Consider the following 24,206-nt stretch of genomic DNA (forward strand, 5'->3'; position numbering starts at 1 on the left):
CTTGTGCGGGCGGCGAGAATGCACCACGATCGGCGACGCTCGGTCCTTTCCCGTACCCCGACAGCCGGTTGGGTCGCGGGAGTTCCTGGGTCCCCACCGAGTAGAGCCGACACCACTGGTGCCGGCTCTTGGACAGGGGGGTCTTCGCCTACTCGGCGAAGCCTGTCCAGCAAGGTTGTGCGTGATGCGTGTCAGGCGCGACCAGTGGTTGTCGCTCGGGGGTGATCGTCGGCGATCGGTGCGCGGTTCAGCGCCTCCGAATGCAGGCGCTCTCCTTCCCGAGGACGTAGCACTTCTCCCATCCCTGCCCGGCTGAGCCGCCAACTGGGGGCAGTCAGGGCCAGGAGATGTACGTCCGAGAAGGAGGAAATATGGAGTCCCAGGTGCGTGGCGGGACCAGATGGAAGCGCTTCGCTGTGGTCATGGTGCCCAGCGTCGCCGCTACGGCCGCGATAGGTGTCGCCCTCGCGCAGGGCGCTCTCGCCGCGTCGTTCAGCGTGTCCGGCCAGCAGTTCAAGGTGTCGGCCAAGTCGCTGGAAGGCGATGGCTTCTCGCAGTACGGGGCCATTGACTCGGGGTACACCCTCGACGGCAAGAAGACGGTCCACCCGGTTGCGGTCTCCGCGTTCGAGTCCGCGTCCATCACGGACCTGTGCCAGTCCGTGGTCACCCCGAACATCCCGATACTGGGCAGCGTCAGCCTGCTCCTGCATGCGGGCGGCGACGGCACGCCGGTCGAGGCCAGCAAGCTGTACATCGACCTCGATGACCTGAGCGCCGACGCGACGTTCAAGAACATCGACATCGGTGTGGCCGCCGGGAGCGCCAGCAAGGGCCCCGGCATCAAGAGCGGTGACACCGCGAACCCGAACGGTTTTGCGCAGCAGGCCGAACACGCCTCGCTGACGGGCGTGAAGCAGACGGCGTGGGCGACCACCGCCGGAACCTTCAAGCTGAGCGGGCTGAAGATGTCCGTGCAGACGGGTACGCACGAGTGCTACTAGGCACTCTGTGACGGGCGGGGGAGCCGATGGCGCCCCCGCCCGTCCACCTTCCACCACTTTCTTCACACGTAGTGCAACTCACCACCACAGCACCATCACTACAGCAAAGCCGCACCAGGGAGCTGTTTTCCATGAGCGCCGAGACTCCTGCCGTACCCGCCGGCCAGTTCAGTCGCCGGAGGGTGCAGTTCCGCGCCTGGCGGGGCACGCGGCCGTTCTGGGCCGGCCTGTTCGTCATGTTCGCCGGCCTTCCCATCGCGTACTTCCCGTACGCCCACCTGCAGGTGGGCCATCTGACGTTGGCGATGGCGACCACCGCGGGCGCCGGGTCCCTGATCATCGGCGTGCTGCTGATCGTCCTGGGCTTCAGCCTCTGGTTCCAGAAGCACGTGCGTACCTTCGCGGGCGTCGCGGCGATCCTGCTGGGTCTGGTGTCCATCCCCGTGTCCAACCTGGGCGGGTTCCTGATCGGCTTCCTGTTCGCCCTGGTCGGCGGGGCGATGGCCGTGGCCTGGGCGCCGGGCGAGCCGCCGGCCGAGGCTGCGCAGGAAGACGCGCCGGGAGCGGGCGGTGCCCCTCAGGCGCAGGACCCGGACACCACCATCCTCAAGCCCGTGGTGGGCGAGCCGATCGATCTGTCAGGAACGAGCCCGGCGAACGGGGCGAACGGGAGGCACAGTGCCGGCTGACGAGGTGACCCACGGGACTGATGTGGACGAGTCCCGTGTGAGAACCGGGCCGCGCCACGCGGCACCCAAGAAGCCGCTGTTCACCAGGTTCCACATGCCGGCCGGCAAGGCGATAGCCACGGTGGCGATGCCGACGGCGGTCATCATGGGCATGGGCTTCACGTCCTCGCTCGCGCTGGCCGACAGCGGCGGCTCGACGTCGAACAGCCAGGCCGCGAACGAGTACAAGGACTGCGTCGCGGCGGTGGACGGCTCCTCGGCCTCGCCGTCGCCGTCCGCCTCGGCGAGTTCCAGTGACTCCGCGGACAAGGCGACGCCCTCGCCGTCGTCCTCCGCCGGCACGTCCAAGGACTCCTCGGGCTCGACGTCGGACTCGGGCAAGACCTCTTCGTCGGATTCAGGTTCCGGCGACAAGGCCACGCCCACACCGTCCGCCTCGGCGAGCTCGGGCAAGGACACGTCGGGCGGTGACACCGCCACGCCGAGCCCCTCGGCGTCCGCGAGCAGCGGCGGCGGTCTGCTGGGCGACCTCGGCGACGCGATCACCGGCATCTTCACCGGCGGCAGCGGCAGTTCCACGTCGAGCGCGAGCCCGACGCCCACGCCGTCCGCCTCGGCGAGCGCGAGCAAGGACTCCTCGTCCTCGGGGTCCTCGAGCACGAGCGCGTCGGACACCGTCAAGGACACGGCCAAGAAGGTCACCGACACGGTGAACAACACCGTGAAGGACACGACCGACACGGCGACCAAGGCGGCCGAATCGGCGACCAAGGCGGCCGAATCGGCCACCTCCGCCAGCCCGTCGCCGAGCTCGTCCACGGACCCGGGGAACTGCGAGGCTGCCACGGACGCCACGGGCGGCGTCGACAACAAGGTGCCGGTGGCGGACGACCCCTGGTACCTGAGCGCCAGCTATCTGAAGCTGCATAGCGCCGACTACCAGGGCATCGTCAAGGTGAGGACGGCCAACGGCACCATCAAGAGGGTGCTGAAGTACGTCATCTCCGGCGGCACCGAGATCGGCGACCTGCATCAGACGGTCAAGGACCACGACATCAACAAGACCTATCACGTGCAGGCCGGGCGGGGTACGAAGTCCGAGATCACCGGCGGCCCGACGACGATGTACACGGAGTCCATCTCCGGGAATCTGCTCGGTCTGATCCCGCTGACGTTCACCCCGGACAGCCCGCCTCCGCTGAACCTCCCGGAGATCTTCTTCACCAACGTGAAGGTCGTCCAGGCCGCTCAGTTCGGCGGCACCCTGCACGTGCCCGGCATGCACGTCTACACGACCGACGGAACCGGCTGAGCGCCGTCACAGACCCGTTCGGGAGCCGCGCAACACACTGAGGGCGCCCCCTGTCGCAGGGGGCGCCCTCAGTGCCGTACAAGAGAACATCCGGTGGGGGGCCGACCTGCGGATCGTCGTCCATGGCGTGGACCTCGGCGTGCGGCTGCTGGGAGAGCCCGTGGTCGACATCGCCCTGCTGCTGGACCACGCGGTGCGAGAGCTGGAGACCCGTGGTGACGTCGCGGTCGAGGCCTCCCTGTGGGCTCGCCGAGCGGGCGAAGGCCGAGGCCGTACGGCTGATCACCGCCGTCCATCCCAAAGGGCGCCCCCCGTCGCAGGAGGCGCCCTCAGTGCCGTACAAGAGCCTTTGCGGGGCTCGTCAGTTGGTGCCGTTGCCGCCCGCGATGTGGTGGACGCGGAGCATGTTGGTGGTGCCGGGGACGCCGGGGGGCGAGCCGGCCGTGATGATGACGATCTCGCCCGGGTTGAAGCGGTTGATCTTGGCGATCTCCTGGTCGACCATGTCGACCATCTCGTCCGTGGTGTTGACGAACGGCACCACGTGCGACTCGACGCCCCAGCTGAGCGTGAGCTGGTTGCGGGTGTTCTCGTCGGTGGTGAAGGCGATGATCGGCTGCTGGGCGCGGTAGCGCGACAGGCGGCGGGCGGTGTCGCCGGACTGGGTGAAGGCCACCAGGCCCCGGCCGCCCAGGAAGTCCGCGATCTCGCATGCGGCGCGCGCGACCGAACCGCCCTGCGTGCGCGGCTTCTTGCCCGGAACCAGCGGCTGAAGGCCCTTGGAGAGCAGCTCCTGCTCGGCCGCCGCGACGATCTTCGACATCGTCTTCACGGTCTCGACCGGGTAGGCGCCGACCGAGGACTCCGCCGACAGCATGACCGCGTCCGCGCCGTCCAGGATCGCGTTGGCGACGTCGGACGCCTCGGCGCGCGTGGGACGGGAGTTGGTGATCATCGACTCCATCATCTGGGTCGCCACGATCACCGGCTTGGCGTTGCGGCGGCACAGCTCGATGAGGCGCTTCTGCACCATGGGGACCTTCTCGAGCGGGTACTCGACGGCCAGGTCGCCGCGGGCCACCATGACGGCGTCGAACGCCATCACGACGCCCTCCATGTTGTCCACCGCCTGCGGCTTCTCCACCTTGGCGATGACGGGGACCCGGCGGCCCTCCTCGTCCATCACCTTGTGGACGTCGGCCACGTCCTTGGCATCCCGCACGAAGGACAGCGCGACCATGTCGCAGCCCATACGGAGGGCGAAGCGGAGGTCCTCCACGTCCTTCTCGGACAGCGCCGGCACGTTCACGGCCGCGCCGGGCAGGTTGATGCCCTTGTGGTCGGAGACGACACCGCCCTCGATGACGATCGTCTTCACCCGCGGGCCCTCGACGTCCAGGACCTTCAGCTCGACGTTGCCGTCGTTGATCAGGATCTGGTCGCCGCGGTCGACATCGCCGGGCAGGCCCTTGTAGGTCGTGCCGCAGATGGACTTGTCGCCCGGGACGTCCTCGGTGGTGATGACGAACTCGTCACCGCGCTCGAGCTCGACCGGGCCTTCCGCGATGGTCTCCAGACGGATCTTCGGGCCCTGCAGGTCGGCGAGGACACCGATGGGCCTGCCGGTCTCCTTGGACGCGGCCCGGACGCGGTCGTACCGCCCCTGGTGCTCGGCGTGGGTGCCGTGGCTGAAGTTGAACCTGGCCACGTTCATTCCGGCCTCGATCATCGAGACCAGCATTTCGTGGGAGTCGACCGCGGGGCCGAGAGTACAGACGATTTTCGAACGGCGCATGGGGCGATCCTATCGGTTTGTTTCGCCGCGGAATATTCCGTCTGGCGGAAGATACAAATGGGCGGGTCCGCGCTCAGGCGTGTTACTGCGGTGTATTCCTCAGGGTTCTTCAGCTGTTCTTGTTCCTCGGCCGGCCAAGCGGCGGAGCCGCATTTCGTTACTGCCCGACCAGTGCGTAGGTCTGTGCGGCGATCTCCAGTTCCTCGTCGGTCGGCACCACGGCGACCGCCACGCGCGCGTGTGCGGGCGAGATCAGCCGCGGTTCGTCACTGCGTACGGCGTTCAGCTCCCTGTCCACAGCCAGGCCCAGCTCCTCCAGGCCCGTCATGGCAGCCTCTCGCACCGGACTCGCGTTCTCCCCGACTCCCGCTGTGAAGGCGACCGCGTCCACCCGCCCGAGTACGGCGTAATAGGCGCCGATGTACTTCTTCAGCCGGTGAATGTAGATGTCGAAGGCGAGCTGCGCCTCTTCGTCGCCTTCGTCGACCCGGCGACGGATCTCACGCATGTCGTTGTCACCGCACAGCCCGATCAACCCGCTCTTCTTGTTGAGAAGAGTGTCGATCTCGTCCGTGGACATTCCGCCAACACGCATCAAATGGAAGATGACGGCCGGATCCATGTCCCCGGATCGCGTACCCATCACAAGCCCCTCCAAAGGCGTCAGCCCCATGGAGGTGTCCACGCACTTCCCGCCCCGTACGGCAGAGGCGGACGCTCCGTTGCCGAGGTGCAGCACGATGACGTTGACCTCCTCGGGCGCCTTGCCGAGCAGCTCGGCGGTGGCCCGGGACACATATGCGTGCGAGGTCCCGTGGAAGCCGTACCGCCGGATCCGGTGCTCGTCGGCGGTCTTCACGTCGATCGCGTAGCGGGCGGCCGACTCCGGCATCGTCGTGTGGAACGCGGTGTCGAAGACGGCGACCTGCGGCAGGTCGGGCCGCAGCGCCCGGGCGGTACGGATGCCGGTGAGGTTGGCCGGGTTGTGCAGGGGCGCCACCGGTATCAGCCGCTCGATCTCGGCGAGCACGGCGTCGTCGATCACGGTCGGCTCGGTGAAGGACTTCCCGCCGTGCACGACCCGGTGCCCGATCGCGGCGAGCTCGGGGGAGTCCAGCCCCAGCCCGTCCTTCGCCAGCTCCTCCGACACGGCCTTCAGGGCGGCCTCGTGGTCGGCGATCGGCCCGTTCCACTCACGGGACCCGCCGCCCGTCACGAGCGGCGTGTGCTTGAGCCGTGAGGTCTCCTCGCCGATCCGCTCGACGAGGCCCACGGCGAGCCGGCTGCTGTCGCGCATGTCGAGCAGCTGGTACTTCACCGACGAGGAGCCGGAGTTGAGGACGAGGACACGGGAGGGGCTCACTGGGCGGACGCCTTCTCGTTCGGGTGCTGGGCCTGAATGGCGGTGATGGCGACTGTGTTGACGATGTCCGAGACAAGAGCGCCCCGGGACAGGTCGTTGACCGGCTTGCGCAGACCCTGCAGCACCGGCCCGACGGCGATCGCGCCGGCCGAACGCTGCACGGCCTTGTAGGTGTTGTTACCTGTATTGAGGTCAGGGAAGATCAAAACCGTTGCCTGCCCGGCGACTTCGGAGCTCGGCAGCTTGGTGGCCGCGACGGTCGGCTCCACGGCGGCGTCGTACTGGATCGGTCCCTCGATCCTCAGGTCGGGGCGCCTTTCCCGGACCAGCTCGGTCGCCTCCCGCACCTTGTCGACGTCGGCGCCCGAACCGGACGTACCCGTCGAGTACGACAGCATCGCGATCCGCGGCTCCACGCCGAACTGCTGGGCGGTGGCGGCCGACTGGATGGCGATGTCGGCCAGCTGCTCGGCGTTCGGGTCGGGGTTCACCGCGCAGTCGCCGTAGACGAGGACCTTGTCGGCGAGGCACATGAAGAAGACGGACGAGACGATGTCCGCGTCCGGCTTGGTCTTGATGATCTCGAAGGCGGGGCGGATGGTCGCGGCCGTCGAGTGGACCGAACCCGACACCATGCCGTCCGCGAGGCCCTCCTGGACCATCAGCGTGCCGAAGTAGTTGACGTCCGAGACGACGTCGTACGCCAGCTCCACGGTGACGCCCTTGTGGGCGCGGAACTGCGCGTACTTCTCCGCGAAGGAGTCGCGCAGCTCGCTGGTGGCGGGGTCGATCAGCTGACACCCGCCCAGGTCGATGCCGAGGTCGGCCGCCTTCTTGCGGATCTGGTCGACCGGGCCGAGCAGGGTGAGGTCGCAGACCCCGCGGCGCAGAAGCACCTCGGCGGCGTGCAGGACGCGCTCCTCGGTGCCCTCCGGGAGGACGACCCGCCGCTTGTCGGAGCGGGCCTGCTCGAGGAGCTTGTGCTCGAACATCATCGGGGTGAGGCGGTCGCTGCTGGGCGTGGAGACGCGCCCCAGCAGGTCGCCGGTGTCGACATACCGCTCGAAGAGGCCGAGCGCGGTCTCCGCCTTGCGCGGCGTCGCCGCGTTCAACTTCCCTTCCAGGGAGAAGAGTTCGGCGGCGGTGGGAAAGCTGTTGCCGGCCACCGAGAGCACCGGGGTGCCCGGCGCGAGGCGGGCGGCGAGGGTGAGGATCTCGTCGCTCGGCACCTCGTTCAGGGTGAGCAGTACGCCGGCTATCGGCGGGGTGCCGGCGCTGTGTGCGGCCAGCGAGCCGACGACCAGGTCGGCGCGGTCGCCCGGCGTCACGACCAGACAGCCCGGGGTCAGGGCGGACAGGAAGTTCGGCAGCATCGCACCGCCGAAGACGAAGTCCAGGGCGTCGCGCGCCAGCCCCGAGTCGTCGCCGAGGACGACCTTGGCGCCGAGGGCCTGGCCGATCTGGGAGACGGTGGGGGCGGCGAGAGCGGGCTCGTCCGGGACGACGTAGCACGGCACGGGGAGGCGGGAGTCGAGCTTCTGCGCGATCTCCTCCCGGTCGTCGCGCGCGACCCGGTTGGTCACCATGGCGAGGACGTCGCAGCCCAGGCTCTCGTACGCGCGGTAGGCGTTCCGCGTCTCGGCCAGTACGGACTCGGTGGGCTGCTTGCGGCCGCCCACGACCGGGATCACCGAAGCGCCGAACTCGTTCGCCAGCCGGGCGTTGAGGGAGAGTTCGTCCGGCAGCTGGGTGTCGGCGAAGTCCGTGCCCAGGACGAGGACGACCTCGTAGTCGCGCGCGACCAGGTGGAAGCGTTCGACGAGGGTGGACACCAGTTCGTCCGTACCCCGTTCCGCCTGCAGGGCGGACGCCTCGTGGTAGTCCATGCCGTAGACGGTTGCCGGGTCCTGGGAGAGCCGGTAGCGGGCGCGGAGCAGCTCGAACAGGCGGTCGGGCTGGTGGTGGACGAGCGGCCGGAACACCCCGACCCGGTCGACCTGCCGAGTCAGGAGCTCCATGACGCCCAGCTCCACGACCTGGCGGCCGTCGCCGCGGTCGATTCCGGTCACGTACACGCTGCGCGTCACGCGTGCTCTCCGTTTCCTTACGCCGTTACAAAAATCGCCCACCGAGGTGAGCAGAACCCTCTTGACAATACCCCTGACGCTGGATAAGGCGCCCGTCAGGATCGGGGTCGGGGCCGGCGTCCCGATGGGGCCAATCGGGTTATAAGGAGCAGAAGGGATATCGTCCTGTCGGGCATGAAACAATCGGACCGGCTCACCGGAACCACCGGGCCGGCTCACCGGTAACGACAGCGAGCAGGAGACAGAGCACGATGCGCATCGGAGTTCTCACCGCAGGCGGCGACTGCCCCGGCCTGAACGCCGTGATCCGGTCGGTCGTGCACCGAGCGGTCGCCCAGTACGACGACGAGGTCATCGGCTTCGAGGACGGGTATGCGGGTCTGCTGGACGGCCGCTACCGCACCCTGGACCTGGACTCTGTCGGCGGCATCCTGGCCCGCGGCGGCACCATCCTCGGCTCCTCCCGCCTGGAACGCGACCGCCTGCGCGAAGCCTGTGCCAACGCCTCCGACATGATCCACGAGTTCGGCATCGACGCCCTGATCCCGATCGGCGGCGAGGGCACGCTGACCGCGGCCCGGATGCTGAGCGACGCGGGCCTGCCGGTGGTCGGCGTCCCGAAGACGATCGACAACGACATCTCCTCGACGGACCGGACCTTCGGTTTCGACACCGCGGTCGGGGTCGCCACGGAGGCGATGGACCGCCTGAAGACGACGGCCGAGTCGCACCAGCGCGTGATGGTCGTCGAGGTCATGGGCCGGCATGCGGGCTGGATCGCCCTCGAATCCGGCATGGCGGCGGGCGCGCACGGCATCTGCCTCCCCGAGCGCCCCTTCGACCCGGCCGACCTGGTCAAGATGGTCGAGGAGCGCTTCGCCCGCGGCAAGAAGTTCGCGGTCGTGTGCGTGGCGGAGGGCGCCCACCCCGCCGAGGGCAGCATGGACTACGGCAAGGGCGACATCGACAAGTTCGGCCACGAACGCTTCCAGGGCATCGGTACGGCGCTGGCGTACGAGCTGGAGCGGCGGCTCGGCAAGGAGGCCAAGCCGGTCATTCTCGGCCATGTGCAGCGCGGCGGCGTCCCCACCGCCTACGACCGCGTCCTCGCCACCCGCTTCGGCTGGCACGCGGTGGAGGCGGCGCACCGGGGTGAGTTCGGCCGGATGACGGCTCTGCGCGGCACGGACATCGTGATGGTGCCGCTGGCAGAGGCGGTGACCGAGCTGAAGACGGTCCCGAAGGACCGGATGGACGAGGCGGAGTCGGTGTTCTAGGTCTTCCCTGGGGGCTGCCGCCCCCAGACCCCCGCTTCGGCCTGAACGGCCTCGTCCTCAATCGCCGGACGGGCTGAAAGACTCATCCGGTGTTGTCCTGGACCGCAGCCCAGAAGTGGTCGACGATCCGGTCCAGGAACTCGCGGCCGGCGTCACTCGATTCGCCGGCCGCTTTTCCGTCGCCCCAGCTCAGCGTGGCGACCATCTGCCCCTGGTAGTCCTGGTGCAGCGCCTGGAGGGTGTCCTCCAGCAGGTGCCGGTCCAGGGGCACGGTTTTGGCCACCGGGCGGACGTACGCCTGCCAGCGCGTGGTCACGGCACTGCGCAGCAGCTCGGCCAGCTTCGGCTCGCGTCCCGTGACGGTGACGAAGTCCGGGAGTGAGAGGTCGAGCAGATCGGCGAGGGTGGCCGACTGGCGCTCGTTGCCGCGCCAGGCGTTGTGCTCCTCCATGTGCATATAGGCGAGAAACTCCAGGCCGACGGTGCGGGCGATGTCCTCCGGGGCGAGGCCGCGGGCGATGCGGTGCTCGCGCAGGGTGCGGGGCCGGCCGATGATTTCACCGGGGGAGCACCACAACACGCCTGCGAGGGCGGTGAGTTCGGGGCCGGACGGGGCGACGCTCCCGCGCTCCCAGGCGAGCACGAGATCCGGGGAGACGTACGGCAACCCGTACGAGACACGCAGGCCGTAGGCGACATGTTCGGGGCCCATGTTGAGGGCCGTACGGAGCCGGCGGGCGGCGGAGGCGTCGAAGGGCGGGGCGGGCTGGTTCGGGCGGGCTGGGCGTTGGTGCACGGGGCACAACGTAGGCGGGCGGTGACACGGTGACTACGGTCTGTTCGGCCAGGATCACGGATTGTAGGAACGTACGGATTCGGCCACGCGTGCGGACCGGACGGGGTGGCCGAAGATCGTCTGTCGGCGGGGCGGGCGCGCTGGCGAGGATGGCGCGAAGCCGTCCGGGCGGGCGGCGGGAAGGGCGGTGACTTTGTGAACGTCAAGCTCGAGGGGCATATTCGCGAGCGTCTGCTGGCGCCGAACTTCTGGCATCTCGCCACGGTGGACGCGGACGGGATGCCGCACGTCTCGCCCATGTGGGCGGACATCGAAGGCGAGTACGCCATGGTCAATACCTCGATCGGCCGCGTGAAGATCGACAACCTGCGGCTCAATCCCAACGTCTCGCTGTCCCACCACGACCCCGACAACCCGTACGACCGGGCCGAGATCCGGGGCCGGGTCGCACGGTTCGTGGAGGGGGAGGAGGCGGAGCGGGGCATGGACCGGCTGGCACGGAAGTACATCGGCGAGGACCGGTATCCGTGGCTGCTGCCCGGGGAGCGGCGGGTGATGCTGCTGATCGAGCCGGTGCGGGTGCGGCGGGTCGTGGGAGTGGAGCCGTTCAGGGCGGGCGTGCTGCCGGAGGCGTGAGCGGGTTCTCGGGCAGGCTTTGAGCGGGCTCACCCCTTGACCGCCCCGCCCAGCGCGAACCCGCCGCCCAGCCGCCGGGCGATCAGCACGTACAGCAGGATCACCGGCGTCGAGTAGACGATCGAGAACGCCGCCAGCTGCCCGTACGCCACCATCCCCCGGTTGCCGAAGAACTCGTTGATGCTCACGGAGGCCGGCATCTGGTCGGGTGTCAGGAGCAGCATGAAGGGGACGAAGAAGTTCCCCCACATGACCACGAACGAGAACACCGTCACCACCGCCACTCCCGGACCCATCAGCGGCAGCACGATCCGTACCAGCGACTGGAGCGAGGACGCCCCGTCCGTCCACGCCGCCTCCTCCAGCTCCCTCGGCACGCCGTCCATGAAGTTCTTCATCAGCCAGATGGCGAAGGGGAGTTGAGAGGCGGCGAAGAAGAGGATCGTGCCCTGCATGGTGTCGATCAGGTTCACCTGAACGAACAGTGCGTACACCGGCACCATGATCGCCGTGATGGGCAGGCTCGTCGCGAAGAGGATGGTGAGCAGGAACGGGCGGTTCAGCCGGGACCGGAAGCGGGAGAGCGGGTACGCCGCCAGGGCCGCGCACACCACCGTCAGCAGCGTCGCGCCGCCGCACAGGATCAGGCTGTTGAGGAGCGGAGTGAAGGTGATGTCCGAGGTCAGGATCGCGTCGAAGTTGGACCAGGTGAGGCCGTCGGGGGCCTTCACCTGCAAGTTCGCATGCGGGTCCACCGACGACAGGAGCACCCAGGCGAGCGGCAGCGCGAAGGCGGCGGCCACCGCCAGCAGGCCTGCGTCGGCGGCCAGTCGGTGGCTTCTGCGGCGGGAGGCGAGTGTGCGGGCCATGGAATCCGTCAGAGCTCCGTCCGCAGCAGGCGCAGATATACGAGGGAGAAGAGCGAGCCGACCAGGAGCAGCAGCAGGGCGACCGCGGTGCCGTAGCCGATCATGCTGTTCTGGAAGGCCTGTTCGTACATGAACAGGGGGAGGGTCTGGCTCTTGTTGCCCGGGCCGCCTCTTGTCATCACCCAGATCAGACCGAAGACGGACAGGGTCTGGAGGGTGTTCAGCATCAGGTTCGTGCCGATGGAGCGGCGGATCATCGGAAGGGTGATGTGCCACATACGGCGCCAGCCGCCCGCGCCGTCCACCTCCGCCGCCTCGGTGATCTCCTTGGGGATCTCGTTCAGCGCCGCCGAGTAGACCAGCATCGAGAAGGCCGTGCCGCGCCACACGTTGGCGAAGGACACGGCCAGGATCGGGAGCGTGAACAGCCAGTTCTGGGACGGGAGATGGAGCCAGTCCAGGATGGCGTTCAGGGTGCCCTCGCGGCGGAAGAAGGCGTACAGGAGGAAGCCGGCGACGACCTCCGGCAGGACCCACGCCGTGACCACGATGCCGCCCGTCAGCGTGCGGACGGGCTTCGACGCACGCTGCATGAGCACTGCCAGCGCCAGCCCGATGGTGTTCTGGCCGAGCAGCGACGACACGACCGTGAACACCAGCGTCAGCCATACCGCGTTGCGGAACTCCTCGTCCCTGAAGGCCTTGCGGAAGTTCGCGAGGCCGACGAAGGACGAGTGGGCCTGGCCGGTGAGCTGGAGGTCGGTGAAGGCGATGTAGGCGCAGTAGGCGATCGGTCCGGCCAGGAAGAGCAGCAGGAGGACGACGGCGGGGGAGAGGGGGAGCAAGCGGGTGAGGCTTCGGGGGAGCCTTCGGCGGGGCCGGTGCCCGGGCGAAGCGGGCGGGCGCGAGGGCGACTTGGCCGCCTTCGCGCCTGCCGCGTGCGGGGTTGCGGCGGTCATACCTGGTCGCCGCCGCTCACTTCTTGACGACCTGGTTGTCGGTGGCGTCCTTGAGCGCGTCGTCGTACCCGCTCGCCGCCTTGTCGACGGACATGTCGCCCGTCGTGACGCCCTCCATCGCCTCCTGGATGGCGGTGGAGACCTTGGGATACGCCGGGTAGGCCGGGCGGTAGTGGGTGCTCGACACCAGGTCCGTGAAGAACTTGATGCCGGGTTGGGCGGTCGCGTACGACGGGTCGCTCGCGACGTCCTTCCGCACCGCGATACCGGAGTTGGCGATGTACCACTTCTCGGCGTTCGCCTTCGTCTGCATCAGCTTGATGAAGTCGAAGGCCAGGCCGGAGTTGCCCGCCTTGGAGGGGATCGCCCAGGTCCAGCCGCCGGACATGCTCACCTTGCCGGGGGCCTGGCCGTGCTGGGTCGGCATGGACGCCAGTCCCAACTCGCTCGACCACTGCGGCCATTCGTGGCCGCTGCCCTTCAGCCAGGCCTGCGGCAGCCACGAGCCGTCGAGGGCGATGCCCAGCTTGCCCTTCGGCAGCAGATCGCCGGCCACGATGGTCTGGATGTTGGGGTCGAGGGCGTCGGAGACGTCCGGGCCGAGCTTCTCCTTGTAGACCGTCTCGACGAACCGGAGCGCGTCCTTGAAGCCCTGGCTCCCGGCGATCCACTTCTTGGCCGACTTGTCGTAGAGGGGGTCTGTGGTCGCGGCGTTCGTGCCGTAGAGCAGCATCTCGAAGGTCTGCATGGTGGCGGCCTCACCGGCGGGTTTGCCGGTGTAGACGTTGAGCGGGGTGACTCCGGGAACCTTCTGCTTGATGGTGCGGGCGGCGCCGAGCACGTCGTCCCAGGTCCTCGGCTGCCAGTTCGCGGGCAGACCGGCCTTCTTGAAGATGCCCTTGTCGAACCAGAGCCCGCGGGTGTCGGTGCCGTCCGGCACGCCGTACGTCTTTCCGTCCTCGCCCTTGGCCGCGCTCTTCGCCGTGGCGATGAACTGGTTCCAGTCCGGCCACTTGGCGAGATACGGGTCCAGGGGCTTCAGGTACCCGCTGGTGATGTCGGAGTTGATGAGGAAGGTGTCCTCGTAGACCAGGTCGGGTGCCGTCTTGGGGGAGCGGAGCATCTGCTGGAGCTTGGTGTAGTACTCCGAGTCCGGAGCCTTGATCGGGACGAGTTCGACCTTCTTGCCGGGGTACTTCTTCTCGAACTGCTTCTTGATGTCCGCGAGGAAGCCGTCCATCACCTTGATGGAGTTGTCCGTGGACTGCTTGAAGGAGACCTTGACGGTGTCCGGGTCGCTGCCGGAGCCACTGCCGCACGCCGTGAGGGCGCTTGCGGCGAGGGTGAGGGCAACGAGGGCGGTGAGTGGGGTGGTCGATCGGGGGCGAGCGGCGGTGGGGCGCACGGGCACGACCTCCTACGGGCCTACGACGTTGTTGGCCGAGATGGTTGCCCGGTGAAGGTAGGAGGAGTGGTCTAGTCAGGTCAATGCGTCTGCAGCAGCTACTGCTTCGTGACCCACCGATACTGCAACTCCGGCCGCCCCACAGTCCCGTACTGCGGATTCCGCGCCGCCCGCCCCGCATCCACCAGATGCTCCAGATAGCGCCGGGCCGTGATCCGCGAAATCCCCACCGCCTCCGCGAGCCCCGCCGCGGTCAGCCCCTCCCTGCAGTCCCGCAGCGCGACGGTCACCCGCTCCAGTGTCGGCGCGCTCAGCCCCTTGGGCAGTGCCGCGGGCGACGGCGCCCGCAGTGAAGCCAGCGCCCGGTCCACCTCGTCCTGACCGCTCGCCTCGCCCACCGCCGCGTGGAACTCGGCGTATCTGATCAGCCGGTCCCGCAGGGTCGCGAAGGTGAACGGCTTCAGCACGTACTGCACGACCCCCAGCGACACGCCCTCCCGCACCACGGTCAGGTCCCGCGCCGACGTCACCGCGATCACGTCCGCGTGATGCCCGGCCGCCCGCAGCGAGCGCGCGAACTGCAGCCCGTGCACGTCCGGCAGATGCAGGTCCAGCAACAGCAGGTCCACCGGCGTGCGGTCCAGCAGGCGGCGTGCCTCCGCACCTGTGTGCGCCTTGCCGACGGCCACGAAGCCCGGGACCCGGCCGACGTACATGACATGCGCGTCGGCGGCCACCGGGTCGTCCTCCACGACCAGGACGCGGATGGGCTGCTGGGTCGTCATACGTCACCTCTCACCGCGGCGCGCCCGGTCACGTCGGCCCGAGAGACGGCCGTACCCAGAGGCAGTCGCACCTCGAACACTGCACCGCCCTCCGCGCCTTCCGCCACCGTCAACGTGCCCTCCTGCCGGGTGACCGCCTGCCGTGCCAGCGCCAGCCCCAGACCGCGCCCGCCCGGACCGGCCGGTTTTGTCGAGAACCCCCGTTGGAATACCAGCTCGGCATGGGCGGGATCCACCCCCGTGCCGGTGTCCGCGACCCGCATCACCAGCTCGGTGCCCTCCGCGTACGCCGTCACCGTCACCCGGGCGCCGATGCTGCCCTGGGCCGCGTCGACCGCGTTGTCGATCAGGTTGCCGAGGATCGTCACCAGGTCGCGGGCCGGCAGGGTCTCCGGGAGCAGGCCGTCGTCGAGGCGGCTGTCCTCGGACACCACCAGTTCCACGCCCCGCTCGTTGGCCTGGGCGGTCTTGCCGAGCAGCAGTGCCGCCAGCACAGGTTCGCTCACCGCCGCCACCACCTGGTCGGTCAGCGCCTGGGCCAGTTCCAGTTCGGCTGTCGCGAAGTCCACGGCCTCCTCGGCCCGGCCGAGCTCGATCAGCGACACCACCGTGTGCAGTCGGTTCGCCGCCTCGTGCGCCTGTGAGCGCAGGGCCTGGGTGAAGCCGCGCTCGGAGTCCAACTCGCCCATCAGGGACTGGAGTTCGGTCACATCGCGGAGGGTCACCACGGTGCCTCGGCGCTCACCGCCCGACACCGGGGAGGTGTTGACCACCAGGACGCGGTCCGCGGTGAGATGCACCTCGTCCACCCGGGGCTCGGACGCCAGCAGCGCCCCCGTCAGCGGGCCGGGCAGCCCCAGGTCCGCCACCGACTTCCCGACCACGTCCCCCTCGGGGCCGACGCCCAGCAGCTCCCGGCCACCGTCGTTGATCAGAGCCACCCGGTACTGGCCGTCCAGCATCAGCAGCCCCTCGCGCACCGCATGCAACGCGGCCTGGTGGTAGTCGTGCATATGGCTGAGCTCGGCCGCGTTCATGTTGTGGGTGTGCCGGCGCAGCCGGGCGTTGACGACGTACGTGCCGATGGCGCCGAGGCCGAGCGCGCCGGCCGCGACGCCGAGCAGGGCGGTCAGCTGGTCCTGCACCCGGTGGCTGATCGCCTCCACCTTGATGCCGGCGCTGACCAGGCCGATGACCTTGTTGCCGTTCCACACCGGCGTGACGGCGCGGACGGAGGCGCCGAGCGTGCCGGTGTACGTCTCGGTGAACGTGCGGCCGTGCTGGGCGGGGGCGATGTGGCCGAGGAAACGCTTGCCGATCTGCGTGCGGACCGGGTGGGTCCAGCGGATGCCCTCGGGGTTCATGATCGTGATGAAGTCGACCTCGGTGTCCTGCTGGACCTGCAGCGTGTACGGCTCGAGCCGGGCCGTCGGATCAGCCGTGCCGATCGCCTCCCGCACGGAGGGGGAGTCGGCGACCGAGCGGGCCACCGCCGTGGCCTGGCGGCGCGCGGCGTCCTCGGCCTGGCGCTGGTCGCTGACGTACGTGAACAGCGCGTAACCGGCGACGACGACCGCTATCAGCACCGCCTGCATGGCGAAGAGCTGGCCTGCCAGGCTGCGGGGTCGCGGGACGGGGATGCGCATGTCGTCAGTGTGCCTCTCCGGTTAAGCGTGAACTAAATGAACGGAAGGGTGACCGCCCTCACAGGGCACGACATAGTCACGGCATTCCCCAATAACCCCTGGACGTGAGCCGCACTCCGGGGTTCCGCCGGTCGTGAGCCGCACGCCGGATGATGCCGACGACGTCGTCAAGGAGGGCAGCCGTGGCCAGCACAGCCCCTACGGCACCTGCCGCACCCGCCGCCAAGCGGGACCGCACGCACTATCTCTACATCGCCGTGATCGCCGCGGTGGCGCTCGGCATCGCCGTGGGCCTGATCTGGCCCGACCTCGGAGTCGAGCTCAAGCCGCTCGGTACGGGCTTTGTGAACCTGATCAAGATGATGATCTCGCCGATCATCTTCTGCACGATCGTGATCGGCATCGGTTCCGTGCGGAAGGCCGCCAAGGTCGGCGCCGTCGGCGGTATCGCGCTCGGCTACTTCGTGGTGATGTCGCTGGTGGCGCTGACCATCGGCCTGGTCGTCGGCAACATCCTGCACCCGGGCGACGGGCTGCACATCACCAACGCGATCAAGGCCACCGGGCACGACCAGGTGGACAGTGAGGCGCTGCCGCCGGTCGACTTCGTACTGTCGATCATCCCGACGACCTTCATCTCGGCCTTCACCCAGCAGCAGGTGCTGCAGACCCTGCTGGTCGCCCTGCTCACCGGTTTCGCCCTGCAGGCCATGGGCTCGGCCGGGCAGCCGATCCTGCGTGGTGTGGAGCACCTCCAGAAGCTCGTCTTCCGTATCCTCGGCATGGTGATGTGGGCCGCGCCCGTCGGTGCCTTCGGCGCCATCGCCGCCGTCACCGGGTCCGCAGGTTTCGACGCGCTGAAGCAGCTGGCCATCCTGATGCTCGGCTTCTACGTCACCTGCTTCCTCTTCGTCTTCATCGTGCTCGCTGCCCTGCTGCGGATCGTCGCCGGACTCAACATCTTCACGTTCTTCAAGTACCTGGCCCGTGAGTTCCTGCTGATCCTGTCGACCTCCTCCTCCGAGTCCGCGCTGCCGCGGCTGATCGCGAAGATGGAGCACCTCGGTGTCAGCAAGTCGGTCGTCGGCATCACCGTCCCGACCGGTTACTCCTTCAACCTCGACGGCACCATGATCTACATGACCATGGCCTCGCTGTTCATCGCCGACGCCATGGGTACGCCGATGGCCATCGGCGAGCAGATCCCGCTGCTGCTCTTCCTGCTCCTCGCCTCCAAGGGCGCGGCGGGCGTCAGTGGCGCCGGTCTCGCGACCCTGGCCGGCGGTCTGCAGTCGCACAAGCCCGCCCTGGTCGACGGCGTCGGCCTGATCGTCGGCATCGACCGCTTCATGAGCGAGGCGCGCGCCCTGACGAACTTCGCGGGCAACTCCGTGGCCACCGTCCTGATCGGCACCTGGACCAAGGAGATCGACAAGGATCGCGTCAACCGGGTCCTCGCGGGTGAGCTGCCCTTCGACGAGACGACTCTGCTGGACGAGGACGTCCAGCCGCCCGCCGAGGTGCCGGAGCAGGGCGGCGAGAAGGAACTCGCCAAGGCGTAGCGCAGTTCCCCGCGCCCCTGGCGGGGCGCCATGGGCCCGCCCCAAAACTCCGGGCGGCTGGGTGTCCCCCCGTCGCTCAGCCGCCCGGTCAGCGCAGGCGCACGGCAACTGCCGTGCGCCTGACGGCATTGAAGGACGCCAGGGAGCGGGCTCGCCGACCTGGTCAGTGCAAGACCCCGCACAACCTCGGACAACGCCGCCGATCCTCACCGATCTCTTACCTTCGTCCACTAGCGTGCGCCGCGCCGATTCGTCAGGCGCGGTACGTCAGTTGGAGGCACGGGGGATGAAGATCGACTGGGATCGGCGCACGTGTGCCCGCAAGGGGCACGTGACGTATGCGCCGGACGAGCCGGGGCTGAAGGTGCGGCTGCACGCCGAGACCGCCCTCGGAGACGTCTGGCGCTGTCTGCGCTGCGGCGACTTCGTGCTCGGCGAGCCGCACGGCTCGGGACCGGCGGACCATGCGCCCCTCGTGCCGCGCGGCAAGGTCCTGCGCGACCTGTTCATCCTGCGCTTCCTGGCGATCGAGCGGGCCGTGCGCGGCGTGTTCATCGTGCTGGTGGCGCTGGCCGTGTGGAAGTTCAGCAACAGCCAGGACTCGGTGCGCCGGCTCTTCGACGAGTACCTCGACGTCTTCCGGCCCGTCTTCCGGCACTTCCACTACGACCTCGACCACTCGCCGATCGTCGGCACGATACAGAAGACCTTCGGCTACAAGCACTCCACGCTGCTCCTGGTGGCCGCACTGCTCCTCGCGTACGCCCTGATCGAGCTCGTCGAGGCGGTCGGCCTCTGGTACGCCAAGCGCTGGGCGGAGTACCTCACGGTGGTCGCCACCGCCGCCTTCCTCCCCCTGGAGATCTACGAACTCACCGAGCACGTCAGCTGGTTGAAGATCGGCACACTGGTCCTCAACATCCTCGCCGTCCTCTACATCGCTCTCGCCAAGCGGCTGTTCGGGCTCCGGGGCGGCCGTAAGGCGTTCGAGGAGGAGCGGGAGAGCGCGTCGCTGCTGGAGGTCGAGGAGTCGGCCGGGGTGCCGGCCCACACCGCCCGGGCCGTCTGAGCCGTTCGGGGACACCTGCCCCAAATCCTTTGACCCGTGAGCCCGTTCGCCCCCAGGCTGGAGAGCCTCGGGGGCGCGCGGTCGACCACACGGAGGCGGACATGGGGGAGAGCGACGGGCTGGAGATCCTCAGCTCGGACGAGTACAAGAGGCGGTACGGCGCGGAGCGAGAGCCCTCGCCGCTCTCGCTGGAGCGGGTCAACGAGCTGTTCTACGAGTTCCTGATGGCGGTCGCCCGCCCGAAGCGCAATGACGCCGACGGCAGCCGCGACCTGGCCAAGCGGCTGCGCGAGCACCTGGGGTCGGCGCCGACGGACCGCCCGGTGGTCAAGGCCGCGTACGCACCGTTCGACCTGCCCAACATCCATCTCGCCCTGGAGCGCTGGTTCGCCGCCGACGGCCGTTCCTACGAGCTGATCGGCATGCGCGGCGCCCAGCACCACGGCGAGCTCACCCTCGGCGACATCATCGAGGCCGCCGACCGCTACGACCGCTTCGTGATCGGCGCCGTCGACTACGCCCATATGCCCATCTCGCCCGACGAGGAACTGGCCTGCGTCTCCTGCGGGTTCTACCTCGGCGCGGACGGCGACGAACGCTTCGCCGTCCTGCTGCGCGGCCCGCAGGACGAGTACGGACGCAACAAGGTGGAGATCGAAGTACTCGCCGGGGACAAGGAGTTCGCGGACCGCCTGCTCGCCGAGATCGACTCCCTCGTGCGTGAGCACAACGTCTTCCGCGGGCAGGTCCTCTCCTTCGAGGGCTCCCAGTTCGGCCATGGCCTCGGCCCGTTCCGCTTCCACCGCCGCCCCGGCCTCACCCGGGACGACATCGTCCTGCCGGCCGGACTCCTGGAGCGCGTGGAACGGCAGGTCGTGGGCGTGGCCAGGCGCCGCGAGCAGCTGCGCGCCGCGGGCCAGCACCTGCGCCGCGGCCTCCTCCTCTACGGCCCTCCCGGCACCGGCAAGACCCACACGATCCGCTATCTCCTCTCCCACCTCCCGCAGTTCACGGTCGTGATCCTGTCCGGCGAGAGCATCGACGCCATCGGCCCGGCCTGCGCCCTGGCCCGTATGCTCCAGCCCGCGCTCGTCGTCCTCGAGGACTGCGACCTGATCGCCGAGGCCCGCGACTACGGCAACGGCGAGCAGCCCCTGCTCTTCCAGGTGCTGAACGAGATGGACGGCCTCGGCGACGACGCCGACGTCGTCTTCCTCCTCACCACCAACCGCGCCGACCTGCTGGAACCGGCCCTCGTCCAGCGCCCCGGCCGCGTCGACCTCGCCGTCGAGATCCCGCTCCCGGACGCGGAGGGCCGCGCCGCCCTGCTCGCCCTCTACGGCGGAGGCCTCGGCCTCGGCGAGGACATCGCCGAGGAGGTCGTGACCCGGACGGAGGGCACGACGGCCTCCTTCACCAAGGAGCTCGTACGGCGGTCGGTCCTGATCGCGGCGGAACGCGAGGCCCCCCGCACCGAACCGGCCGACATCCGCGAGGCCCTCGACGAACTCCTCTCCGACCGCGACCGGCTCACGCGCAGGCTGCTCGGCGTGCGGGACGGGAGCGAGGACGAGGAGTGGCTCTCGGCGGAGGACGAGGACGACGACGCAGACGTACGGGGCCATGGAGGACCCCCTTCAGGGGAGTGGCTGCTCGGCCCGCGCCCCGGCCCCTCTCCCCGCTGACGGGTGGACCGGCCGGGCGCGGGACTCCCTCAGCGGGCCGGCGCGATCGCCTCGTCCAGCCGCGCCAGCTCCTCCTCCGCGAGCACCAGGTCCGCCGCGGCCGCCGAGTCCCGGATCGTCTCGGGGCGGCTCGCCCCGGGGATGGGGATGAGCACCGGTGAGCGTGCCAACAGCCAGGCCAGGCAGACCTGCTGGGGGCTGACACCGCGTTCTGCCGCCACGGCATGGAACGCCCCGAAGCGCACCTCGCCCTCGCTCTTCGACGGCCCGTCCAGGGAGCTGCGGGAGATACCGCCCAGGGGGCTCCACGGCAGAAACGCCAGCCCCAGCTTCTCGCACAGCCGCAGCTCGGCCTCGCTGTCCTGTACGGCGGGAGAGTACTGGTTCTGCACGGAGACCAGCCGGTCGCCGAGGATCCGGTGGGCCGTGCGGATCTGGTCCACGTCCGTGTTGGAGACGCCGGCCAGCCGGATCCTGCCCTCGTCGAGGAGTTCGCGCAGCGCGCCGACCGACTCCTCGAAGGGCACCGCCGGATCGGGCTTGTGCAGCTGGTAGAGGCCGATCGCCTCGACGCCCAGCCGCTTCAGGGAGGCCTCGGCCGCCGCCTTGAGATGGCGGGGCGTGCCGTCCACGGTCCAGCTGCCGTCCGCCGTGCGGCCACGGCCGCCCTTCGTGGCCACCAGTACGTCGGCCGTGTCGCCGCCGTAAGTGGCGAGGGCCCGCGCGACGAGGTGCTCGTTGTGGCCGGGTTCGGCGCCGGGCAGGTGGTAGGAGTCCGCCGTGTCCAGCAGCGTCACGCCCGCGTCGAGGGCGGCGTGCACGGTGGCGAATGCACGGGACTCGTCCGGGCGGCCCTCGATGGACAGCGGCATGGCGCCGAGGCCGACGGCGCTCACGCGCAGGTCGCCGAGTGTGCGGTACCGCATGTCAGTGGCCGTCCTTTCCGAGGGTCTCGGCGACGGCCGCCGGCAGCCACTGCTGCACCTCGCCGAAGGGGAAACCGAGCCGGGTGGCCCGGGAGTTGTCCATGCCGTAGGAGCGGGTGAAGGAGAAGGGGGAGACCTCGCCGACCTCGACGGGCTGGAAGACCGTCTTGCCGTCCGGGAAGTGCGCGGCGACCGCCCCGCACAGGTCCTCCGTGGTCAGCAGGCCGTGGGAGGCCGCGTTGACCGGCCCCGTGAAGCCCTCGCCCACCGCCCAGAAGAGGAAGTCGGCGATCTCCTCGACGTGGATGTAGGTGGCCGGCCGGTTCGTGACGGGCACTGAGATCGGCCGGCCGTCGCGGATGCGGGAGGCGTAGTGGTCCATCCGTCCCGTGAAGTCGTCGGCCCCGCCCAGGACATGGGCCACGCGCACCGCCGTGTACGGGAACTCCGGGTCCGCCGCGAACACGGCCTCCGCCTGACGCTTGCCCTCACCGTAGTGCGCGTCGAGGAACTCCAGGTCGTCCCAGGGGAGTTCGAGGTCGACGGCGACCGTGCGCGGATCGACGTCCGTCTCCCGCACCGGCACAAGGGAGTCCTCGTACTCGTACACCTCGACCGTCGACGTCATCACATAGCGCCGGGTGCGGCCGGCGAAGACGCGGCGGGCGATCGCCGCCTGGCGCGGGGTGTAGCAGACCTGGTCGACGACGACGTCGAAGGCGCGCGAACCGAGGGCGTCGGAAAGGGAGTTCTCGTCATTGCGGTCGGCGATCAGGTGCAGCGCCCCGGCGGGCGGTGCCGATGAACCGCGGTTGAGGACCGTGACCCGGTCTCCGGCGGCCAGCAGGCGGGCGATCAGCCGCTTGCCGAAATAGCGGTTTCCGCCGATGACCAGTACCTCTCGTGCCTTCTCCATGACCATAATTCTCCCGGCGTACGTCCACGTCCTGAAGGGGGAACCATGGGAGTTCCGGCCGCCGCACCGAAAGAAACTCGGCATCTGAGAGCCACCGCCGTCGAAACATCGGTGGCCTTCGATACGGTGGACCGGCAGATCCTGGAGCTGCTCCAGACGGACGGTCGTATCAAGCTGAGCGAGCTGGGCCGCCGGGTGAGGCTCAGCCCGGCCGCGGTGACCGAGCGGGTGCGGCGGCTGGAGGCGGCGGGCGTGATCACGGGATACGGCGCCCGCGTCGCCCCGGACCGTCTCGGCTACGGCATCCAGGCCTTCATCCGCGTCAACCCGCACGGCGGCTACAACCTGAAGCACCCCCGCACCCTGGAGCTGATCGAACGACCGGAGATCACCGAGGTGCACCACGTGGTCGGCGAGGACTGCTGGATCCTCAAGGCCGCCGTCCGCGACACGGTCCACCTGGAGGAGATCCTCGAAGAGGTCTCCGTCCTGGGCCGCACGACGACCTCGATCGTGCTCACCTCCCCGGTGGAACGGAAACCGCTGTTGCCCTGACGTCGGCGTAAAGTCGTACGGTCGTACGCATGCGAATCGGCGAGCTGGCCGAACGGGCCGGGACCACGACGCGGACGCTCAGGTACTACGAGTCGCGCGGGCTGCTGCCCGCGCGGCGCGACGAGCTCGGACACCGGACGTACGACGAGAGCGACCTGAAGCTGCTCCGGCAGATCCGGACGCTGCAGGACTTCGGGTTCGACCTGGAGGAGACGCGGCCGTTCGTGGAGTGTCTGCGGGCCGGGCACCCGGAGGGCGACTCCTGCCCGGCGTCGCTCGCGGTCTACCGGCGCAAGCTGGACGAACTCGATGCGCTGATCGGTGAGTTGCAGGCCGTGCGGGCGACGATCGCCGTGCGGCTGGCTTCGGCCGACGAACCGCCGTTGTGCGAACTGGGAGGGCAGGAACTGTGATCGATGTGACGGACGAGGATTTCGCGGCGGAGGTGCTCCGGTCCGAGCTGCCGGTGCTGGTGGAGTTCACGGCGGACTGGTGCCCGCCGTGCCGGCAGATGGGGCCGGTGCTCCGTGCCCTCGCCGCGGAGGAGGGCGAGCGGCTCAAGGTGGTCCAGCTGGACGTGGACACCAATCCGGAGACGACGAACGCGTACAAGGTGCTGTCGATGCCGACGTTCATGGTGTTCCGGGGCGGTGAGCCGGTGAAGGCGATGGTGGGGGCCCGGCCCAAGCGGCGGCTGCTGGCGGAGCTGGCGGACGTCCTCTGACCTCACGCGGCACGGAGCTCACGCAGTACAGAAGAAATCCCCCGAGCAATTGCGCTCGGGGGATTTCTCTGTGTAAGTTTAATGATTCGCGACTTCAAGGGGATCGAGTCGCAAAGAAGTTCAACTGGCGTCATTGTATCTGCCCG

At 69.1% G+C, this 24,206-nt stretch carries 22 protein-coding genes; 11 read left to right on the forward strand and 11 right to left on the reverse strand.

Translation table 11 applies throughout. The annotated features are described in order from the left end of the window. The first annotated feature begins 371 nt into the window (after window positions 1-371). The 3 genes from ACFY10_RS51060 to ACFY10_RS51070 all read left to right on the forward strand — a co-directional run bounded on the left by ACFY10_RS51060 (window position 372) and on the right by ACFY10_RS51070 (window position 3,005). A complete protein-coding gene (locus tag ACFY10_RS51060) occupies window positions 372-1,004 on the forward strand; it encodes a DUF6230 family protein (protein WP_390672264.1) in 633 nt (210 codons plus the stop codon). Window positions 1,005-1,135: 131 nt separating this feature from the next. Then, the gene (locus ACFY10_RS51065; protein WP_390672265.1) at window positions 1,136-1,693 is read left to right on the forward strand and encodes a DUF6114 domain-containing protein; all 558 of its coding nucleotides are present in this window, start codon (window positions 1,136-1,138) and stop codon (window positions 1,691-1,693) included. Further along, window positions 1,683-3,005 (forward strand): hypothetical protein, encoded by a 1,323-nt coding sequence (locus ACFY10_RS51070; protein WP_390672266.1) that lies wholly within the window; start codon window positions 1,683-1,685, stop codon window positions 3,003-3,005. Before ACFY10_RS51065 ends, ACFY10_RS51070 begins: the two co-directional genes overlap by 11 nt. A gap of 361 nt (window positions 3,006-3,366) precedes the next feature. Here the strand turns inward: ACFY10_RS51070 and pyk are convergent, their stop codons facing one another. From pyk to pta, 3 genes are all read right to left on the reverse strand, one after another. Continuing rightward, on the reverse strand, window positions 3,367-4,800 hold the full coding sequence (pyk, locus tag ACFY10_RS51075; RefSeq protein ID WP_390672267.1) for a pyruvate kinase: 1,434 nt from the start codon (window positions 4,798-4,800) through the stop codon (window positions 3,367-3,369). A 157-nt stretch (window positions 4,801-4,957) separates the two neighbouring features. Next, complete coding sequence (locus ACFY10_RS51080; protein ID WP_390672268.1) at window positions 4,958-6,163, reverse strand: acetate kinase; 1,206 nt, start codon at window positions 6,161-6,163, stop codon at window positions 4,958-4,960. Next, complete coding sequence (pta, locus tag ACFY10_RS51085; protein ID WP_390672269.1) at window positions 6,160-8,250, reverse strand: phosphate acetyltransferase; 2,091 nt, start codon at window positions 8,248-8,250, stop codon at window positions 6,160-6,162. The genes ACFY10_RS51080 and pta overlap by 4 nt, the downstream gene beginning before the upstream one ends. Before the next feature lie 251 nt (window positions 8,251-8,501). Here pta and ACFY10_RS51090 point away from each other — a divergent pair, with 251 nt between their 5' ends. Continuing rightward, window positions 8,502-9,527, forward strand: coding sequence for an ATP-dependent 6-phosphofructokinase (locus ACFY10_RS51090; RefSeq protein WP_390672270.1), 1,026 nt, complete (start codon window positions 8,502-8,504; stop codon window positions 9,525-9,527). Between the two features lie 82 nt (window positions 9,528-9,609). On the opposite strand, the gene ACFY10_RS51095 is transcribed toward ACFY10_RS51090, so the two are convergent. Next, on the reverse strand, window positions 9,610-10,323 hold the full coding sequence (locus ACFY10_RS51095) for a helix-turn-helix domain-containing protein (RefSeq protein WP_390672271.1): 714 nt from the start codon (window positions 10,321-10,323) through the stop codon (window positions 9,610-9,612). 195 nt (window positions 10,324-10,518) lie between these two features. Between ACFY10_RS51095 and ACFY10_RS51100 the strand changes: the two genes are divergently transcribed. Beyond that, window positions 10,519-10,959: a PPOX class F420-dependent oxidoreductase gene (locus ACFY10_RS51100; RefSeq protein ID WP_390672294.1), complete on the forward strand. Its 441-nt coding sequence runs from the start codon at window positions 10,519-10,521 to the stop codon at window positions 10,957-10,959. Between the two features lie 29 nt (window positions 10,960-10,988). On the opposite strand, the gene ACFY10_RS51105 is transcribed toward ACFY10_RS51100, so the two are convergent. From ACFY10_RS51105 to ACFY10_RS51125, 5 genes are all read right to left on the reverse strand, one after another. Continuing rightward, on the reverse strand, window positions 10,989-11,828 hold the full coding sequence (locus ACFY10_RS51105) for a carbohydrate ABC transporter permease (RefSeq protein ID WP_390672272.1): 840 nt from the start codon (window positions 11,826-11,828) through the stop codon (window positions 10,989-10,991). Window positions 11,829-11,836: 8 nt separating this feature from the next. After that, window positions 11,837-12,787, reverse strand: a complete 951-nt coding sequence (locus ACFY10_RS51110; protein WP_390672273.1) for a carbohydrate ABC transporter permease — start codon at window positions 12,785-12,787, stop codon at window positions 11,837-11,839. Window positions 12,788-12,803: 16 nt separating this feature from the next. Further along, window positions 12,804-14,198, reverse strand: coding sequence for an extracellular solute-binding protein (locus ACFY10_RS51115; protein WP_390672274.1), 1,395 nt, complete (start codon window positions 14,196-14,198; stop codon window positions 12,804-12,806). A gap of 92 nt (window positions 14,199-14,290) precedes the next feature. Next, window positions 14,291-14,977, reverse strand: a complete 687-nt coding sequence (locus ACFY10_RS51120; protein ID WP_390672275.1) for a response regulator — start codon at window positions 14,975-14,977, stop codon at window positions 14,291-14,293. Beyond that, window positions 14,974-16,623 (reverse strand): ATP-binding protein, encoded by a 1,650-nt coding sequence (locus ACFY10_RS51125; RefSeq protein WP_390672276.1) that lies wholly within the window; start codon window positions 16,621-16,623, stop codon window positions 14,974-14,976. Before ACFY10_RS51125 ends, ACFY10_RS51120 begins: the two co-directional genes overlap by 4 nt. Before the next feature lie 149 nt (window positions 16,624-16,772). Here ACFY10_RS51125 and ACFY10_RS51130 point away from each other — a divergent pair, with 149 nt between their 5' ends. The 3 genes from ACFY10_RS51130 to ACFY10_RS51140 all read left to right on the forward strand — a co-directional run bounded on the left by ACFY10_RS51130 (window position 16,773) and on the right by ACFY10_RS51140 (window position 20,939). Continuing rightward, complete coding sequence (locus ACFY10_RS51130) at window positions 16,773-18,185, forward strand: cation:dicarboxylate symporter family transporter (RefSeq protein WP_390672277.1); 1,413 nt, start codon at window positions 16,773-16,775, stop codon at window positions 18,183-18,185. A 286-nt stretch (window positions 18,186-18,471) separates the two neighbouring features. Continuing rightward, window positions 18,472-19,254, forward strand: a complete 783-nt coding sequence (locus tag ACFY10_RS51135) for a DUF2127 domain-containing protein (RefSeq protein WP_390672278.1) — start codon at window positions 18,472-18,474, stop codon at window positions 19,252-19,254. A gap of 101 nt (window positions 19,255-19,355) precedes the next feature. After that, a complete protein-coding gene (locus ACFY10_RS51140; RefSeq protein WP_390672279.1) occupies window positions 19,356-20,939 on the forward strand; it encodes an AAA family ATPase in 1,584 nt (527 codons plus the stop codon). 29 nt (window positions 20,940-20,968) lie between these two features. Here the strand turns inward: ACFY10_RS51140 and ACFY10_RS51145 are convergent, their stop codons facing one another. Next, window positions 20,969-21,865, reverse strand: a complete 897-nt coding sequence (locus tag ACFY10_RS51145; RefSeq protein WP_390672280.1) for an aldo/keto reductase — start codon at window positions 21,863-21,865, stop codon at window positions 20,969-20,971. Window position 21,866: 1 nt separating this feature from the next. Then, window positions 21,867-22,781 carry an NAD-dependent epimerase/dehydratase family protein gene (locus ACFY10_RS51150; protein WP_390672281.1) on the reverse strand — a complete coding sequence of 305 codons (915 nt, stop codon included), beginning with the start codon at window positions 22,779-22,781 and terminating at the stop codon, window positions 21,867-21,869. A 45-nt stretch (window positions 22,782-22,826) separates the two neighbouring features. On the opposite strand from ACFY10_RS51150, the gene ACFY10_RS51155 reads away from it, so the two are divergent. Genes ACFY10_RS51155 through ACFY10_RS51165 form a run of 3 tightly spaced genes read left to right on the forward strand, consistent with a single transcriptional unit; the run spans window position 22,827 to window position 24,060 of the window. Continuing rightward, complete coding sequence (locus tag ACFY10_RS51155; protein WP_390672282.1) at window positions 22,827-23,336, forward strand: Lrp/AsnC family transcriptional regulator; 510 nt, start codon at window positions 22,827-22,829, stop codon at window positions 23,334-23,336. Window positions 23,337-23,365: 29 nt separating this feature from the next. Continuing rightward, on the forward strand, window positions 23,366-23,749 hold the full coding sequence (locus ACFY10_RS51160) for a MerR family transcriptional regulator (RefSeq protein WP_390672283.1): 384 nt from the start codon (window positions 23,366-23,368) through the stop codon (window positions 23,747-23,749). Next, window positions 23,746-24,060, forward strand: a complete 315-nt coding sequence (locus tag ACFY10_RS51165; protein ID WP_390672284.1) for a thioredoxin family protein — start codon at window positions 23,746-23,748, stop codon at window positions 24,058-24,060. Before ACFY10_RS51160 ends, ACFY10_RS51165 begins: the two co-directional genes overlap by 4 nt. The last annotated feature ends 146 nt before the right edge of the window (window positions 24,061-24,206 follow it).

This window comes from Streptomyces sp. NPDC001401 (assembly GCF_042895385.1).
Lineage (GTDB): Bacteria > Actinomycetota > Actinomycetes > Streptomycetales > Streptomycetaceae > Streptomyces.